Here is a 14,868-nt window from a genome sequence, read left to right as displayed (position 1 = left end):
GGTGTCTTCTGCCGCTAGGGCGCTTTCGGCACGGGCGAGGCGGGGGCGGTCACGGTGGGCGTCTTCAATCGGCTGGTGATGACCGAGGCCAGGATGATCAAGGCGCCACCGAAGAGCATCCGCGCCGTGGGTTGCTCATTGAACAGCCACCAGGCGATGGCGATGCCATAGACAGGTTCCAACGCGAAGATCACCGAGGTCGTCCGGGCTTTGAGTACCTTCAGGCTCGCGACGAATAGGCTGTGCGCCACGCCGGTACAGAGCACGCCGAGCAGCGCGAGCCAGAGCCAATCCATGGCCGGCACGGCCGGCAGCGATGACCAGGCGAAAGGCAGCAGGCACAGCAGGATGGTGCCGTTCTGCCAGAGGGCTGCCTGCACCGGGTCCACGCCACGTGTAACGGCGCGGTTGAGCAGCGAGAGCAGGGCGAACATCAGTCCCGAGAGAACACCGTAGATCAGGCCCAGGGTGCTCTCGCTGGCGAGGTCGAACTGTGGTGTGACCAGTAGCAGCCCTGCGCAGACGAGGCCGACCATGCCGAATTCGACAGGGCGAGTGCGCTCGCGGAACAGCAGCCCTTCGAGCAAGAGGGTGAACGCGGGGAAGCTGGCGAACCCCAGGGTTGCGATACCGACGCCGGCCACCTTAACGGCCAGGAAGAAGGTTAGCCAGTGGCCGCCCAATAGGAGCCCGCCGAGGGCCAGCCCAATACCCTGGCGGGAGTTCGGCCGCGCACCACCGCTACGCAGAAATTGCGCAGCCAGAAGAAGGGCGAGCACGGCAAAGCCGGCGCGACCAAGGGTGATGACCAGGGGTGCACTCGCGGCCAGCTTGCCGAACACGCCGGAGAGCCCGAACATCAGCGCGCCGAAATGGATGGCAAGCAGAGCGTTACGGTGGGTCATGGCCTGGTGTCCAGCGATGCCGAGCGGCGGGAGGAACGCGTAGATGAGTCGATAGGGTTCATGGGGTCTCGCGATGGCGCCATGGCAGTGGTGACGCCCAGGGTAGTGCTTGTGCGGCGGCTGGTCTGTCGAGTTACGCTCGCGAATTGTCGCGTGCCTCGCGGCGGATCGCCCGCGGCGTCAGGCCATATTGGCGGCCGAGTGCCGCTGTAAAGGCGCTTTGCGAGGCATAGCCGACCCGAGCGGCGACCTCGCCGACCGGAAGCTGCGTTCCGACCAGCAGCGCGTGGCCCTGCTGCAGGCGGCGCAGACGGACGAACTCCTGCGGCGTCATGCCTGTTTCGCTGACAAAGCGGGCGTGGAATCGCTGCACGGACAGACCTGCGATCGTCGCCAGATCCCTGACCTGCAGCGGGTGCGATAGGTGACGATCGATATAGGCCTGCAGTGCCGCCAGAGCAAATGGGCGCTCTTGTCCGGCCGGCTCGCAACCGGACGCGAGGCTGACCAGCAACAGGGCTGCGCCTTGCTCGCTGATGATCGGATCGTTTATCGGGCTGGCGGCGAGCCAGCCGACCAGTTGGCTTTGCATCGGGCTCAGACGGACTGCGCCAGGACGATCGAGCAGGCGCTGGGCGGCGTCCGCGTGATGGCCGAGCCGTTGCTGCAGCCAGGCCCGATCCGTGATGTCGACCACCAGGCAATGGCTGCCCTGGGAGCTGCCGCACGCGTGGCGGGTATCGCCAGGCACCACGGCCAGGAGTTGCTGCTGGATGCGGCTGCCTTGGCCGGCAACCTCGAAATCCAGCTGCCCGCGCAGCCCGAATACCAGCTGTACATGTTCATGGCTGTGGATGATCTGATCGTGGTTGTAATGGCGAAGAGAAAGGATGGGCGGCATGGTGGACCTCGGCTGCAGGCGAAACGCCAGCAGCGTTCGATTCGGCTTGGTCAGTGAGCCGACGCTACATGATGACCTTGTCGCGCAGCTTTTCGGCGGCCTGGTGGAGCGCCTGGATGACGCGCTCTTTGTCGAAGTTCTGCACACCGTTAGTGTCCAGGTACATCGAGAACCCCGGCAGCTCATGCTCGACGAAGCTGTTGGTCGCGCCGAGGTCGCGGCGGAAGTCCACGACCTGATAGATCTGTACCGGTCGGGAAAAGCCCTTGACGGTGATCTGCCCTTTGTCGCGGCACATGATCACGTCCTTGACCAGCGAATAAGTCTCGTGAGAGATCAGGATCTCGCCGGCTTCGGCGGAGCTTTCCAGGCGGCTCGCCAGGTTCACGTCGCGGCCGATGATGGTGTAGTCCATGCGAGTGTCGGCGCCGAAGTTGCCTACCGTGCAATAACCGGTGTTGATCCCCATGCGGATTTCCAGCGGCTTGGTGATGCCTTGCGCCCGCCATTGCTGGCGCAGGACTTTCATGTGCTTGCGCATCGCGATGGCCATGGACACGGCCGCCACGGCGTCCTTCTTGGCGCCCTGGCTGGTGGGGTCGCCAAAGAACACCATGACGCAGTCGCCAACGAACTTGTCGATGGTGCCCCCGTGCTTGAGGGTGATCTTCGACATTTCGTTGAGGTAGTTGTTGAGCAGGTCGGTCAAGGCCTCGGCTTCCAGTTCCTCGGACAGTTCGGTGAACCCCTTGATGTCCGAGAAGAACACGGTGAGCTTCTTGCGCTGAGTTTCCAGCCGCACGCTGCGCTTGCCCGAGAAAATCGACTCCCACACCTGCGGTGACAGGTATTTCGCCAGATTGCGCGCCAGCCGCGCAGCCTTGGCCTGTTCCGCTTCGACTTCACTGCGTGCCTGGGCCAGGCGGACGCCCTGTTGGTGGACGTAATACGCCGTGATGCAGATGTACAGGCTGGTGAACAGGATGCTCGCCAAGGCAACCAGCACGGGCGTCGGGCCACTGAACTGCAGCGGTACGACAAGGCTCGTCAGGCCGATGCCGACGACCACCATCAGCAAGGTCATGAGCAGATGACGAAGGCTACCGATGACCAGTGCACTGAAGGTCAGGGTCAGCAGAAACATCAGGCTGGGCACCAGCGAGCAATTGAGCAGCACGATGCCGGCGCCGGCGTTTAGGGCGTCGAGGCAGAGCAGGGTCTGCGAGGTGCGTTCCGGGTGCTCGCGCTTGAAGCGGTAGCTCAGGTGGTAGGCGAAGTGCGGGTAGAGCAGGGTGTAGGGCACCATCCACAGCAGGGCGATCGGAAAATGCTGGCTGTAGGTGCCCGCCGCGAGGGTCGCGGCGCAGGTCAGATAGGCGAAGACGCGCGCGTAGTATTCACGCAGTGGACGAGTGGCAAGGCCGTTACGCCGTTCGCCGGTCACGGTAGACATCTGTTGCTATCCCTGGTCGATCCGGCTGGAGCGCGCCGTAGAAATCCTGGCGCAGAAAGCCAGCGCCCGGCGCGATCATAACCAAGTCGGCGCCCGGGCGCCAAACCGCCCATCCATTCCGTGACGGGGCGCCGGCGCCTTGTTGTTCGCAGTCAGAAACGGATCTTCCCGGTGAGCATGTCCTTCAGCATGACCCAGTCGCCCAGGAAACTGTAAAGCGGGTACTGGAAGGTCGCCGGGCGGTTCTTTTCGAAGACGAAGTGGCCAACCCACGCGAAGCCGTATCCAGCCACCGGCATTGCGATAAGCCACACCCACTGTTGCGAAAGCAGAGCGTAGAACAGGATGCCGAGCACCAGGAGGCTGCCGACATAATGCAGCCTGCGACAGGTCGGGTGGCTGTGTTCGGCCAGGTAGAAGGGATAAAAGTCGGCAAAGCGAGTGAATCGTTCGGCGGTTCGCGCGGTCATGTCGCACCTCCTGTCATTGTGGTAGGGCAAGTCTAGATCGCCGTACGGCGAGGGCTAGTGGCCTGGTGCGCCAGTTCGATGCCCTTGCGTACGTTCATGGCTGGGCCGAAACTGGCTGCCGCGAAGGCTTTGCAAGTGCGTAACGTGACCAGGGACAAGCGATGAACCAGCGCACCACTTCATCCAGTTGGGCCAACGGCATCGTGCAGGCGCTGTCGCTCGGTGGCGTCGATTGCCATGCCCTGTTCGACGAGCTGGGGCTCGATTATCAGGCGCTCCAGGATGCCGATGCGCGTTTTCCCCAGGATGCCATGACCCAGCTCTGGCAGCGTGCCGTGGCGCTGACCGGCAATGCTGCGATCGGGCTCAATCTTGCCCGTGTGATGCGGCCAGGCGCGATGCACGTGGTTGGCTATGCATTGATGTCGAGCGCAACGCTCAAGGAAAGCTTTCAGCGTCTGGTGCGCTATCAGCGAATCATTGCCGAGGGGGCCGATGTCAGCTTCGAGCCCGACGGGGGTGGCTATCGACTGACGCTGGCGATCCATGGCGATCGATTGCCGGCGGCGCGCCAGAGCGCGGAGGGCTCGCTCGCCAGCACGCTGGCGTTCTGCCGCTGGCTGACTGACCGGCCGCTGATTCCGCTGGAGGCCAGTTTCGAAGGGCCGACACCCGAGGACGTCGAGCCCTATCAGGCGCTGTTCCAGTGCCCGCTGCAATTCTCCGCCCCTCGCCATTCCTTGCTGTTCCGCCATGCCGACCTGACCGTCCCGTTGCCCACCGCCAATCCGGAGCTGGCGAATCTGCATGACCGCTTCGCCGGCCAGTACCTGGCGCGGTTCACGGATAGCCGCATCACGCACCGTACGCGTCAGCTGCTCTGTCGTCTGTTGCCCGAAGGCGAGCCGAGGCGCGATGCGGTGGCGCAGCTGCTGCACCTCTCCGAACGTACCTTGCAGCGGCGCCTGCACGAGGAAGGCACCAGTTTTCAGCAGCTGCTGGACGACACGCGGCGCACGCTCGCCGAGCAGTACCTCGCCCAGCCGGAGCTGGCATTGCTGGAGATCGGCTACCTGCTCGGGTTTGCCGACCCGAGTAACTTCTTCCGTGCGTTCAGGCGTTGGCACTCGATGACACCAGGGGAATACCGCGCCGAGCGGCTCGCAATGGGCTCGGAACTTGTCCCTCGAGACGCCGGCCATAGACACTAGCGACTCGCCCTAGGGCGCTTCCTTTCCCTCATTCAGGATTTCGAATTTGGCCAGTAGCCTGCTCGCGCTGATCGACGATATCGCTTCGGTGCTCGACGACGTGTCCGTCATGACGAAAATTGCGGCGAAGAAAACCGCCGGTGTACTGGGCGACGACCTGGCGCTCAACGCGCAACAGGTGACCGGCGTCAAGGCGGACCGGGAGTTGCCTGTCGTCTGGGCGGTAGCCAAGGGTTCGTTGCGCAACAAGGCGATCCTGGTGCCTGCGGCGCTTTTGATCAGTGCCTTCGTCCCTTGGCTGATCACGCCCTTGCTGATGCTTGGTGGCGCTTTTCTCTGCTTCGAAGGGTTCGAGAAGCTGGCGCACCGCTTCATGCACCAGGACGCCGAGGCGCATGCCCGCCATCTCGCGGCGCTAACAGACCCGAAGGTCGACATGGCCAGCTTCGAGCGCGAGAAGATCAGCGGCGCAGTGAGGACCGACTTCATCCTCTCGGCGGAAATCATCGCCATTACGCTCGGCACCGTGGCGACCGCGAGTTTTTCCCAGCAGGTTGCGGTGTTGGCCGGCATCGCCCTGATCATGACGATCGGCGTGTACGGGTTGGTCGCGGCGATCGTCAAGCTGGACGATGCCGGGCTTGCCCTGAGTGAGACATCCAGCGCCGCCTTGCAATCCATCGGGCGCGGCATCCTGGCCGTCGCGCCCTGGCTGATGAAGTCGCTGTCGGTTATCGGCACGGCGGCCATGTTCATGGTCGGCGGCGGCATCCTGACCCATGGCTTGCAAGCCGTGCACCATTTCATCGAGAACAGCGCCGAGCATTCCCTGGCGTTGCCCTACGTCGGTGCACTGTTGGCGGGGCTCACGCCCACGCTGCTCAATGCGGGGTTCGGCATCCTCGCAGGCGGTGTGGTTTTTGCTGGCGTTGCCTTGGGCAAACGCCTGTTCGGCAAATCTGGCGCCGTATGAAGATAACGGCCCGTTCGTAGAGGAGCGACATGATGGATGAGTTCATGCAGGCGGCAATCGACGAGGCACGCCAGGGGTTGGCCGAAGGTGGCATTCCGATCGGCTCGGTGATCGTGCACCAGGGACGGATCATCGGGCGCGGCCATAACCGGCGCGTCCAGCAGGGCAGCGCGGTGCTGCATGGCGAGATGGATGCGTTCGAGAACGCCGGTCGGCAACCGGCGCGCGTCTATGCCGAGTCGGTGCTCTACACGACCCTTTCCCCCTGCTCGATGTGCAGCGGAGCGATCCTGCTCTATGGCATCCCCAAGGTGGTGATTGGCGAGAACCAGACTTTCCTTGGTGAAGAGGCTCTGTTGCGCAGTCGAGGCGTGGAGGTCGAGGTGCTGCAGGACGCCGAATGCGTGGAGATGATGCGTGGTTTCATCGCCAACCGCCCCGCCCTGTGGAACGAGGACATTGGCGAAAGCTGAGCATCAGTGCCGCCAGAACGAAGGTGTCAGCATCACCAGCACGGTGATGATTTCCAGACGTCCGAGCAGCATCCCGAACGAAAGCAGCCATTTGGCCGCATCGGGTAGCGTCGAGAAGTTACCGGCCGGGCCGATGATCGGTCCGAGTCCCGGACCGACGTTGCAGACCGCGGTCGCCGCGGCGGTCAGCGCGGTGAGCATGTCCAGACCCAGCAATGCGAGGGCGAGGGCAAGCGCGCCGATCGTGATGGTGAAGAAAAACGAAAACGTGAGGATCGAGCGGACAATTTCCTCATCGAGGGTGTGTTTGTTGTAGCGCTGCTTGATGACCGCCCGCGGATGCACCAGCTGCGCCAGGTTGGCGCGCAGCAGCGAGTAGGCGACCTGGAAGCGGAAGATCTTCAGCCCGCCAGAAGTCGAGCCCGAGCAACCGCCGATGAACGTCAGGTAGAAGAAGGCCAGCACCGCGAACTCGCCCCACTGGGTGTAGTCGCCTAGCGCGAAGCCTGTGGTGGTCACCACCGAGACGACATTCAGCGAGACGATCCGCAGGGCGTCGAGGAAGTCGTAGTCCGAGTTGAACGTCAGCCAGATGGCAAAGGCAACGCACATGATCAGCAGCATCCCCAGAAAGCCCTGCACTTGCTGATCGTTGACCAGGGCATAGCGATTGCCGCGTACGGTCGAGACCATCAGGATGAAGGGCAGGGCGCCGAGAATCATGAACACCACGGCGACCCAGTGCGCTGCCGGTGAGAACTTCCCCATCGAACTGTCGGACGTCGAATAGCCACCAGTGGCGATGGTAGTCATCGCATGATTGATCGCCTCGAAGGGCGTCATGTCGCTGAGCCAGTAGGCCAACCCGCACAACAGGGTGAGCGCGAGGTAGACGATCAGGATCGACTTGGCCATGACGTGCGAGCGGGGCATGGCCTTCTGCGACCAATCGGATGATTCGGTCTGGAACAACCGCATGCCACCGATGCGCAGCAGCGGCAGGATTGCCACCGCCATGCCGATGAAGCCGATACCGCCGAGCCACTGGAGCATCGAGCGCCACATGAGCAGGCCGGGTGAGGCTGAATCGAGGCCTGACAGCACGGTCGACCCTGTCGTGGTGATGCCCGACATCGTTTCGAAGAAGGCGTCGGTGTAACTGATGTGGTGGATGAGCATCATCGGCAAGGCGGCGAAGCAGCAGACGATCAGCCAGCTTGCGGTGGTCAGGAAGTACATGTCGCGCGGGCGCAGTTGAGCCAGCTCGGGCTTGCCCGGCGCAACCAGCGCGACACCGCAGCTAAAGGTGATGAGGCTGGCCCAGAGGAACGCCTGCAGGTCGTCCGTGCGGTCGAAGGCGAACAAGGTGATCATCGGGATGACCATGCTGACCGCCAGAGTAACGAGGAAGATGCCGAGGATGAAACCGATGATGCGCAGGGTCGGCAGGGCCATGTTTGATAAATGCTCGGCTCGAAAAGAGGCCCGCCATTCTACGCCTGTCGTCGCGTAGGTAAACCGGCTATCGGCGACCCGAAAAAATCTTTCATGGCGCCCGCGAGGGCTCTTCCCAAGGCCGTTGCGATCAATAGAATAGCCGCCCAGGTCAGGCCTCGTAGAAAACCCACGGGCGAGGCCAGGCGAGGCTGATAAGGGCGTGGCGCGCGTGACGCGCAAGCGATCCGGTATCAACGCGGCCTGTTCGTTCGCCGTCGTTTCCACACAGCTTGGGGTGCCGGCCCTTTGCCGGTTTTCTGGGTGTCCTCCTTTCATGTCGATCGACAATCCCTGTCTCACGTGCGGCGCCTGCTGCGCGTACTTTCGTGTGTCCTTCTTCTGGGGCGAATGCGCCTCATCCGGCGGTACGGTACCGGACGACATCACCGTTCAGGTCAGCCCTTTTCATGTCGCCATGAAGGGCACGGAAAGCAAGCCGGCGCGCTGTGTCGGTCTGCTGGGCGATGTTGGATGCGGAGTGCGCTGCACGCTGTACGAACAGCGTTCGAGCACCTGCCGCGAGTTCGACGCGTCCTGGGCCAACGGCGAGCACAACGCGCATTGCGACGCGGCTCGTGCTGCTCACGGCTTGCCGCCTTTGACACCGCCACTGGAACCGCATCTGCAGCCGGACCGTGTGGCCTGAACGGGTGCCATGAACGCGCTCGAGCCCTAGAATGTCCGATTCGTTTTGGAGGTGATGGATGGATGCTCTAGACCTGCTGATCAACCGTGTTTCCGTGCCGCGCCTTGCCGAGCCGGCGCCGACGGCCGCGCAACTGGATGTCATGTTTCGTGCAGCCTTGCGCGCGCCCGATCATGGGCAATTGCGCCCGTGGCGCTTTCTGACCGTCGAGGGGGAGGCGTGCCGGCAGCTTGGTGAGCTGTTCGTCCATGCCTTGCAGGCACGTGAGGCGAATGTGCCGGATGAGGCCATACAGAAAGCAAGGAAGATGCCCCTGCGAGCGCCGATGCTGGTAGCCGTGATCGCGCGGGTGCAATCGCACCCCAAGGTACCCGGCTCCGAGCAGCTGCTGGCCGTGGCCTGCGCTGCACATGGTCTGCTGTTGGCCGCGCATGCTCAGGGCGTCGGGGCGGTATGGCGCACGGGTGAGCTGTCCCACGACCGCTTCGTGGCCGACGGGCTCGGACTGGCGGCGGACGAGCACCTCCTTGGCTTCATCTATCTCGGAACGCCTGAGGGCAGCCTGCGCCGCGCGCCTGAACTCGATCCCCAGGCATTTGTCAGCCGCTGGGACGCGACGCGCTAACCGCCAGCCGGGAGCGGGGTTTTCGCCACGGCTGCGCGTAGCGGCAGGCGGATGCTGGCGACGAAGCCACCGTCGGGATGATTGCCCACCAGCAGCTCGCCGCCGTGGCGTTCGGCTGCCCGGCGTGCGATGGCGAGCCCGAGGCCGTGGCCTGCGGTCGTCTGGCCGGGTGCCCGAAAGAAGGGTTCGCTCAGCTGGGTCAGATGCGCCTCATCCACCCCCGGGCCATGGTCGCGAATGCTCAGGATTGCCCAATCTTCATCGGCGCTGGCGCGTAGCTCGATCGGTTGCCCTTCGGGATTGAAGCGCAGGGCATTGCGCAGCAGATTGTCCAGCGCACGCTCAAGCATGTCCGGCCAACCGCGTAGGTCGATAGCGGTTTCCACTCGCCAGTCAATGTGCTGATTGGGCGAGACGATCCGGGCGTTTTCCTCGAGCTGGGCAAACATCCCTGCCAGATCCACCGGGCTGGCCGCGCCGGGCTCGGCGTCCAGTCGAGCCAATTCGAGAATCTCGCTGATCAGCGCCTCGAGCCGGTCGCACTCCTTGGCCAGGCGGGGCCAGATCACTTCGCGTTCGGAGGGTGTGGCGCGTTCGGCGAGGGCGATGGCGATTCGCAGGCGGGCCAGCGGTGAACGCAGCTCGTGGGAAACGTCGCGCAAGAGTTGCCGCTGGCTGCTGATCAGACTCTGCAGCCGAGCGCCCATCCGGTTGAAGTCGCTCGCCAGCACGCCCAGCTCATCTCGCCGTGTCGCCAGGCGCGCCAGGGAGTTCTGCTGGTAGGTCGTCTGGCCAAGGTCGTGAACGGCGCCGCGCAGACGGTCCAGCGGTCGGGTGATCGACAGCGTCAGCAACAGGCTGAATCCGGTCAGCACCACGAGCGCGATGCCAATGGCGCTCAGCGGCCAGAAAAGGCTGCCGCGATGCCAAGCTTGCAGCTCGGAGTTCGGAATGCGGTAAATGAAGAGGTAGGTTTCGCCCGAAAGTGGGCTGGTGTAATCAACGGTCAGGCGGCGCCAGGGCAGGCGTCCGTCCCGATTTTCCTGCCGTGCCTCGAACGCGGCAGCGCGTGGGGGAAAGGTGCCGCGGATGATCGGTTGCCCGTTTTCGGCCAGGACCTGCACATCAACATGGAAACGGCTGCGATGGCGTTCCAGCAAAAATTGCGCGGCAATGGGCCCCTGGCGTTCGTAAACTTGCGTCCAGATTTTCGAGAGGTCCTTGACGCCAGGGTGCCGGTTGATGATCCAGGTGTCCTGGTTGAGGGCGTGGCCGAGCAGGACCGCGAGACCGGCGGCCAGCGCGATCGCTAGCCAGAATGTTGCCAATATGCGCCAGAACAGCGACCGCATCGTTGGTTACTCCACGACGAAGCCCGGCCGTGCTCACCTGAAGAGGCGAGCACGGCCGGGCAGCTTTGGGGCTTCGATCAGCTCTTGTCCTGATCGCGTTCAGCTTTCCACTTCTGGAATTCGGCGCGTTCGGCGCGCTTGGCTTCCATCTTTTCGTGCATCTCGTCGAACTGCTTCTGCTGTTCAGGCTTGAGCAGACCACGCATGGCTTGGTGAGTCTTTTCCTTGTTGGCCTTCAGCTCATCCTGCATAGCCTTGCGTTCGCTCTCCGGTAGCTTGTCCAGGTAGCGTTGGGTGATTTCGCGATGGCTTTTCATCTGCTCGCCCATCAGCTTGCGCATCTCACCTCGCTGTTCCTTGGTCAGGTCAAGTTGTTCGAATGGGCCGTGGCGGCCGTCGTGACGGCGGTGGTCGCCGCCATCGGGCATCGCCATCGCAATGGCGGGAAGGGTCGAAGCGAACAGTACGGCGATGAGTGTCTTGCGCATGGTGCGTTCTCCATTGACTGTGGGAACCGACCCGGACCTTGCTGATCCATTTCGATCGGATGAGCTCAGTCTAGGGCGCGCAAGGTCAACGGCCGTCAGGTCAGGGTAAAGGCTCGGTAAAGCCACTCAGTTCGCGTACAGATACCCACGGCTGCGTAACGCAACGATGCGCTGCCGTCCGTCCGAGTGGGGCCCCAGCTTGCGGCGCAGGTTGCTGACATGCATGTCCAGGCTACGGTCGTAGAGCGTCAGCTTGCGTCCTAGCGCGAGCTGGGCCAGGGCCTGCTTTTCCATCGGTTCGCCCGGCTGACCCAGCAGCGCTTCGAGTATCCGGCCCTCCGACAGCGTCAGGGTGACCTCATGGTCGCCGACCGTCGCGACACCTCGCGCCGGGCTGTAGCAGAGGTCGCCAAGTTCCAGTTGGCTTGGCGTGCTGACAGGTTGACTGCGGCGCAGCACTGCACGAAGCCGGGCCGTCAGCTCGCGAGGATCACACGGTTTGGCCAGGTAGTCGTCGGCCCCGAGCTCCAGGCCAAGGATGCGGTCGAGCGGTTCGCCACGGCCTGACAGCATGATCACCGGCAGGTCAGGATGCTCGCTGCGCAGTTGCTTGAGCAGCTCGAGCCCGCTGCCATCGGGGAGCATGACATCCAGCACCACAGCGGAGGGCTGGCGCTCGGCGAGCGCCACGCGGGCGCTCTGCCCGTCGTGACAGGCGTAAGCCGCGAAGCCTTCCTGGGACAGCCAGCTGACCAGCAGTTCGCACAGCTCCTGGTCATCGTCGATCAGCAAGAGTTCGCTCATGGGTTCGTTCGTGCTTGCATCAGTTCAGCCACTGGCGGCGGCGGCGGCCACGTGTGGTCAGTACACCCAGCAGGAAGCCGAGCACACCCACGCCGCCACCTACAGCGAACCATTGTTGGTCTTCGCCCAGCCACTGTGGCTGAGGCTTGGCCTGCTCTTGCTGAAGCTGTAGGCGCAGGCGTCGATTTTCCTCTTGCAGCCGTGCCAGCTGAGCCTGCTGCGCGCTCGTGTCTGGCTGAGAAGCCATGTCTGCTTTCAGTGCTTGCCGTTGTGCCTGATTGTCGAGCAGTTGCTGCTCCAGCTCGACCTGACGTTCGGCAGCAGCGAGGTCAGGCGGGGTTTGTTCGGCGTGTAGAACAGGACTGGCCAGCATCACGCTGAGCAGCAGAAGCAGCGAACCTTTGCGCATCGGAACTCCTTTTTCCAAAATGGTCGCCATGCTGCGACCCGGTAACGGCTGCCGGCTGGGCGGCTCAGGGATAGACCTGTTTGAACGGCTTGACGACCACTTCGCCATAGACCCCTGCCGCCTTGTAGGGGTCGGCTGCCGCCCACGCCTCGGCGGCTGTTAGTGATTCGAACTCGGCAACGACCAGGCTGCCGGTGAAGCCCGCGGTGCCTGGATCGTTGCTGTCGACTGCCGGATGCGGGCCCGCCAGGACCAGGCGGCCTTCCTGCTGGAGCTGGTCGAGTCGGGCCAGGTGGGCTGGTCGAGATGCCAGGCGGTTCTGTAGCGAGTCAGCGACATCTGTTGCGATGATGGCGTAGAGCATGGACTAGTCCCTCGATTGTTCGGGTTGCATGTGGCGTACCAGGAATACGGCCTGGGCGGCCATGAAGAGCAGCGTGAGGCCAAGGCTGCCGAACACCTTGAAGTCGACCCAGATGGCTGGATAGACAAAGGCGACGAACAGGTTGGCCGAGCCGCAGACCAAAAAGAACAGAACCCAGGCGACGTTCAGGCGGGCCCACTGGTGGGCAGGCAATTCCACCGCATGGCCCATCATGCGTTGGATCAGCGGCCGATCGCCGATGAACTGGCTGATAAGGAAGGCGAGCGCGAACAGCCAGTTCAGCACCGGTGCTTTCCACTTGAGGATGGTTTCGCTATGCAGCGCGAGGGTGAGGCCTCCGAACAGGAGGCAGGCACCGAGTGTGAGCCACTGCGACTTTTCCAGCCGGCGCTGGTGCACAAACAGGGCGCTGTAGACGATCAGGGAGCTGATGATCAGAACGGCCGTCGCGCTGAATATGCCGCCCAGCGTCAGGTTGAAGCCGGCCAGCTCGATCGCCCTTGGCTCGAGCTTGTAGACGATGAAGAAGAGCAGCAAAGGGACGAAATCGATGATTTGTTTCACGAAGGGAGCCACGGGCGGTGTGTGGCCGGCATAATAACAAACCGCGCTTGTGGCGAAATGGTCCTGCCGCCCATTTCGGCCCAGCCCTATATGGCGAACCCGGACGAGGGCACGAGCGTCGGTCAAGGTGGTCACACGCTGTGTGCCGCAACCCCCTAGGAGAACGCGTACCAAATGAATGTCGACCTGCATTGCCACAGCACCGCGTCCGACGGCGTGCTGGCGCCCGCGGTGCTGGTGGAACGCGCGCACGCTCGCGGCGTCGAGCTGCTGGCCTTGACCGATCACGATACCCTTGACGGTCTGGATGACGCTCGCGCGACGGCCGAGTCGCTGGGGATGCGGCTGGTCAACGGAATCGAACTGTCCTGCCTCTGGAACGGCGCGACCATCCATGTGTTGGGTTACGCGTTCGAGCGTGACGCGTTACCGCTGGCCCGCGCCATCGAAACACTGCACGAGGGTCGCTGGCGGCGCGCCGAGCTGATTGCCGAGCGACTGGCCGCGAAAGGAATGCCGGGCGCGCTCGAAGGGGCCCGGGCGGTGCAGCAGGAGCTGGGTGACAGCGGTAACGCACCGGCGCGACCGCATTTTGCCGAATTTCTGGTGCGTGCCGGGCACGTGCGTGATCGAGCGGAAGCCTTCCGCAAGTGGTTAGGGGCTGGCAAGCTCGGCGACGTCAAGCAACATTGGCCGACGCTCGATCATACGGTCAGAGTCCTCGCCGAATCCGGCGCCTGGATCAGCCTGGCCCATCCATGGCAGTACGACTTCACTCGCAGCAAACGGCGGCGCCTCGTGGCGGAGTTCGCGCAGGCCGGTGGTCATGCGCTGGAAGTGGTCAACGGCCTGCAGCCGCTGGAACAGGTCGGCGGATTGTCGATCCTCGCGCGCGAGTTTGGGCTGATGGCAAGCGTGGGGAGCGATTTTCATGCACCGGGGGACTGGTCAGAACTCGGGCTTTACCGCGCGTTGCCGGAGGATCTCTCGCCGCTGTGGGCGCGTTTCGAGGAGCGGCCGGCGATAGCGGTGGCCGAGCAGGAGGAGTCATGAGCCAGTTCTTTCAGATCCATCCAGACAACCCGCAGTCCCGCTTGATCAAGCAGGCCGTGGAAATCATCCGCAACGGCGGCGTGGTGGTCTATCCCACCGACTCCTGTTACGCCATTGGCTGTTCGATGGGCAACAAGGCCGGTATCGAACGTATTCGCCGTTTGCGCGAACTCGACGACAAGCACAACTTCACCCTGGTCTGCCGCGACCTGTCGCAGCTGGGCCTGTTCGCCAAGGTCGATACCGCCGCCTTTCGGCTGCTCAAGACCCACCTGCCGGGACCCTATACGCTGATTCTCAACGCCACCCGCGAGGTGCCGCGGATGCTGCTGCATCCCAAGCGTCGCACCATCGGGTTGAGGGTGCCGGCTCAGCCGATCGCCCAGGCGCTGCTGGCCGAGCTGGGCGAGCCGCTGATGAGCGTGAGCCTTATCATGCCCGGCGATACCGAGCCGATGAGCGACCCCTATGAAATACGCGATGCGCTCGAGCGGCAGGTAGACCTGATCATTGATGGCGGGTACGGTGGCGTCGAAGCTTCCACCGTCATCAGCCTGGTCGACGGTGACCCCGAAGTCGTCCGCGTCGGTTGCGGTGATCCGGCGCCTTTCACCGCCTGACAGTACGGCTATTTCTCTCGAACGAAGGAAACCCTTTTG

Annotated in this window: 18 protein-coding genes; 7 read left to right on the top strand and 11 right to left on the bottom strand. The window is 63.5% G+C overall.

Going from position 1 to position 14,868, the window contains the following annotated elements; all coding sequences use genetic code 11:
• Positions 1-14: 14 nt before the first annotated feature.
• From MST27_RS03190 to MST27_RS03175, 4 genes are all read right to left on the bottom strand, one after another.
• A complete protein-coding gene (locus MST27_RS03190; protein WP_243604573.1) occupies positions 15-905 on the bottom strand; it encodes a DMT family transporter in 891 nt (296 codons plus the stop codon).
• A gap of 133 nt (positions 906-1,038) precedes the next feature.
• A complete protein-coding gene (locus MST27_RS03185; RefSeq protein WP_243604572.1) occupies positions 1,039-1,806 on the bottom strand; it encodes an AraC family transcriptional regulator in 768 nt (255 codons plus the stop codon).
• A gap of 64 nt (positions 1,807-1,870) precedes the next feature.
• Positions 1,871-3,259 carry an adenylate/guanylate cyclase domain-containing protein gene (locus tag MST27_RS03180; protein ID WP_243604571.1) on the bottom strand — a complete coding sequence of 463 codons (1,389 nt, stop codon included), beginning with the start codon at positions 3,257-3,259 and terminating at the stop codon, positions 1,871-1,873.
• Positions 3,260-3,411: 152 nt separating this feature from the next.
• Entirely contained in the window at positions 3,412-3,729 is a 318-nt protein-coding gene (locus tag MST27_RS03175) for an Mpo1-like protein (RefSeq protein ID WP_243604570.1), read from the bottom strand.
• A 161-nt stretch (positions 3,730-3,890) separates the two neighbouring features.
• On the opposite strand from MST27_RS03175, the gene MST27_RS03170 reads away from it, so the two are divergent.
• From MST27_RS03170 to MST27_RS03160, 3 genes are read left to right on the top strand one after another with little or no spacing between them, the layout of a single operon-like run.
• Entirely contained in the window at positions 3,891-4,940 is a 1,050-nt protein-coding gene (locus tag MST27_RS03170) for an AraC family transcriptional regulator (RefSeq protein ID WP_243604569.1), read from the top strand.
• A 46-nt stretch (positions 4,941-4,986) separates the two neighbouring features.
• Positions 4,987-5,913 (top strand): DUF808 domain-containing protein, encoded by a 927-nt coding sequence (locus MST27_RS03165; protein WP_243604568.1) that lies wholly within the window; start codon positions 4,987-4,989, stop codon positions 5,911-5,913.
• 32 nt (positions 5,914-5,945) lie between these two features.
• Entirely contained in the window at positions 5,946-6,386 is a 441-nt protein-coding gene (locus MST27_RS03160; RefSeq protein ID WP_243604567.1) for a nucleoside deaminase, read from the top strand.
• A gap of 3 nt (positions 6,387-6,389) precedes the next feature.
• On the opposite strand, the gene MST27_RS03155 is transcribed toward MST27_RS03160, so the two are convergent.
• On the bottom strand, positions 6,390-7,841 hold the full coding sequence (locus MST27_RS03155; RefSeq protein WP_243604566.1) for a TrkH family potassium uptake protein: 1,452 nt from the start codon (positions 7,839-7,841) through the stop codon (positions 6,390-6,392).
• A 316-nt stretch (positions 7,842-8,157) separates the two neighbouring features.
• On the opposite strand from MST27_RS03155, the gene MST27_RS03150 reads away from it, so the two are divergent.
• Positions 8,158-8,529, top strand: a complete 372-nt coding sequence (locus tag MST27_RS03150) for a YkgJ family cysteine cluster protein (RefSeq protein WP_243604565.1) — start codon at positions 8,158-8,160, stop codon at positions 8,527-8,529.
• Positions 8,530-8,587: 58 nt separating this feature from the next.
• Positions 8,588-9,154 carry an NAD(P)H nitroreductase gene (locus tag MST27_RS03145; RefSeq protein ID WP_243604564.1) on the top strand — a complete coding sequence of 189 codons (567 nt, stop codon included), beginning with the start codon at positions 8,588-8,590 and terminating at the stop codon, positions 9,152-9,154.
• On the opposite strand, the gene MST27_RS03140 is transcribed toward MST27_RS03145, so the two are convergent.
• The 6 genes from MST27_RS03140 to ispZ all read right to left on the bottom strand — a co-directional run bounded on the left by MST27_RS03140 (position 9,151) and on the right by ispZ (position 13,156).
• Positions 9,151-10,506 carry a sensor histidine kinase gene (locus tag MST27_RS03140; protein ID WP_243604563.1) on the bottom strand — a complete coding sequence of 452 codons (1,356 nt, stop codon included), beginning with the start codon at positions 10,504-10,506 and terminating at the stop codon, positions 9,151-9,153. The two genes, MST27_RS03145 and MST27_RS03140, sit on opposite strands and share 4 nt — an antisense overlap.
• A 77-nt stretch (positions 10,507-10,583) precedes the next feature.
• Entirely contained in the window at positions 10,584-10,994 is a 411-nt protein-coding gene (locus MST27_RS03135) for a Spy/CpxP family protein refolding chaperone (RefSeq protein WP_243604562.1), read from the bottom strand.
• A gap of 126 nt (positions 10,995-11,120) precedes the next feature.
• Entirely contained in the window at positions 11,121-11,798 is a 678-nt protein-coding gene (locus MST27_RS03130; RefSeq protein WP_243604561.1) for a response regulator transcription factor, read from the bottom strand.
• A gap of 19 nt (positions 11,799-11,817) precedes the next feature.
• Positions 11,818-12,207 carry a hypothetical protein gene (locus MST27_RS03125; protein ID WP_243604560.1) on the bottom strand — a complete coding sequence of 130 codons (390 nt, stop codon included), beginning with the start codon at positions 12,205-12,207 and terminating at the stop codon, positions 11,818-11,820.
• A 64-nt stretch (positions 12,208-12,271) separates the two neighbouring features.
• Positions 12,272-12,571 (bottom strand): YciI family protein, encoded by a 300-nt coding sequence (locus tag MST27_RS03120; RefSeq protein ID WP_243604559.1) that lies wholly within the window; start codon positions 12,569-12,571, stop codon positions 12,272-12,274.
• A 3-nt stretch (positions 12,572-12,574) separates the two neighbouring features.
• Complete coding sequence (gene ispZ / locus MST27_RS03115; protein ID WP_243604558.1) at positions 12,575-13,156, bottom strand: septation protein IspZ; 582 nt, start codon at positions 13,154-13,156, stop codon at positions 12,575-12,577.
• Positions 13,157-13,330: 174 nt separating this feature from the next.
• Between ispZ and MST27_RS03110 the strand changes: the two genes are divergently transcribed.
• Both MST27_RS03110 and MST27_RS03105 read left to right on the top strand, forming a co-directional pair.
• A complete protein-coding gene (locus MST27_RS03110) occupies positions 13,331-14,209 on the top strand; it encodes a PHP domain-containing protein (protein WP_243604557.1) in 879 nt (292 codons plus the stop codon).
• On the top strand, positions 14,206-14,829 hold the full coding sequence (locus MST27_RS03105; protein WP_243604556.1) for an L-threonylcarbamoyladenylate synthase: 624 nt from the start codon (positions 14,206-14,208) through the stop codon (positions 14,827-14,829). Before MST27_RS03110 ends, MST27_RS03105 begins: the two co-directional genes overlap by 4 nt.
• Positions 14,830-14,868 lie beyond the last annotated feature (39 nt).

The organism is Stutzerimonas marianensis (genome assembly GCF_022810315.1).
Classification (GTDB): Bacteria; Pseudomonadota; Gammaproteobacteria; order Pseudomonadales; family Pseudomonadaceae; genus Stutzerimonas; species Stutzerimonas marianensis.
Note: the sequence above shows the minus strand (reverse complement) of the source record. Positions and strands in the feature narration are given on the sequence as shown.

What these genes read in the sequence shown, in the direction of transcription:
- MST27_RS03190 (WP_243604573.1), bottom strand. Translation starts at nt 905, where the DNA reads ATGACCCACCGTAACGCTCTGCTTGCCATCCATTTCGGCGCGCTGATG.
- MST27_RS03185 (WP_243604572.1), bottom strand. Translation starts at nt 1,806, where the DNA reads ATGCCGCCCATCCTTTCTCTTCGCCATTACAACCACGATCAGATCATC.
- MST27_RS03180 (WP_243604571.1), bottom strand. Translation starts at nt 3,259, where the DNA reads ATGTCTACCGTGACCGGCGAACGGCGTAACGGCCTTGCCACTCGTCCA.
- MST27_RS03175 (WP_243604570.1), bottom strand. Translation starts at nt 3,729, where the DNA reads ATGACCGCGCGAACCGCCGAACGATTCACTCGCTTTGCCGACTTTTAT.
- MST27_RS03170 (WP_243604569.1), top strand. Translation starts at nt 3,891, where the DNA reads ATGAACCAGCGCACCACTTCATCCAGTTGGGCCAACGGCATCGTGCAG.
- MST27_RS03160 (WP_243604567.1), top strand. Translation starts at nt 5,946, where the DNA reads ATGGATGAGTTCATGCAGGCGGCAATCGACGAGGCACGCCAGGGGTTG.
- MST27_RS03155 (WP_243604566.1), bottom strand. Translation starts at nt 7,841, where the DNA reads ATGGCCCTGCCGACCCTGCGCATCATCGGTTTCATCCTCGGCATCTTC.
- MST27_RS03150 (WP_243604565.1), top strand. Translation starts at nt 8,158, where the DNA reads ATGTCGATCGACAATCCCTGTCTCACGTGCGGCGCCTGCTGCGCGTAC.
- MST27_RS03145 (WP_243604564.1), top strand. Translation starts at nt 8,588, where the DNA reads ATGGATGCTCTAGACCTGCTGATCAACCGTGTTTCCGTGCCGCGCCTT.
- MST27_RS03140 (WP_243604563.1), bottom strand. Translation starts at nt 10,506, where the DNA reads ATGCGGTCGCTGTTCTGGCGCATATTGGCAACATTCTGGCTAGCGATC.
- MST27_RS03135 (WP_243604562.1), bottom strand. Translation starts at nt 10,994, where the DNA reads ATGCGCAAGACACTCATCGCCGTACTGTTCGCTTCGACCCTTCCCGCC.
- MST27_RS03130 (WP_243604561.1), bottom strand. Translation starts at nt 11,798, where the DNA reads ATGAGCGAACTCTTGCTGATCGACGATGACCAGGAGCTGTGCGAACTG.
- MST27_RS03125 (WP_243604560.1), bottom strand. Translation starts at nt 12,207, where the DNA reads ATGCGCAAAGGTTCGCTGCTTCTGCTGCTCAGCGTGATGCTGGCCAGT.
- MST27_RS03120 (WP_243604559.1), bottom strand. Translation starts at nt 12,571, where the DNA reads ATGCTCTACGCCATCATCGCAACAGATGTCGCTGACTCGCTACAGAAC.
- MST27_RS03110 (WP_243604557.1), top strand. Translation starts at nt 13,331, where the DNA reads ATGAATGTCGACCTGCATTGCCACAGCACCGCGTCCGACGGCGTGCTG.
- MST27_RS03105 (WP_243604556.1), top strand. Translation starts at nt 14,206, where the DNA reads ATGAGCCAGTTCTTTCAGATCCATCCAGACAACCCGCAGTCCCGCTTG.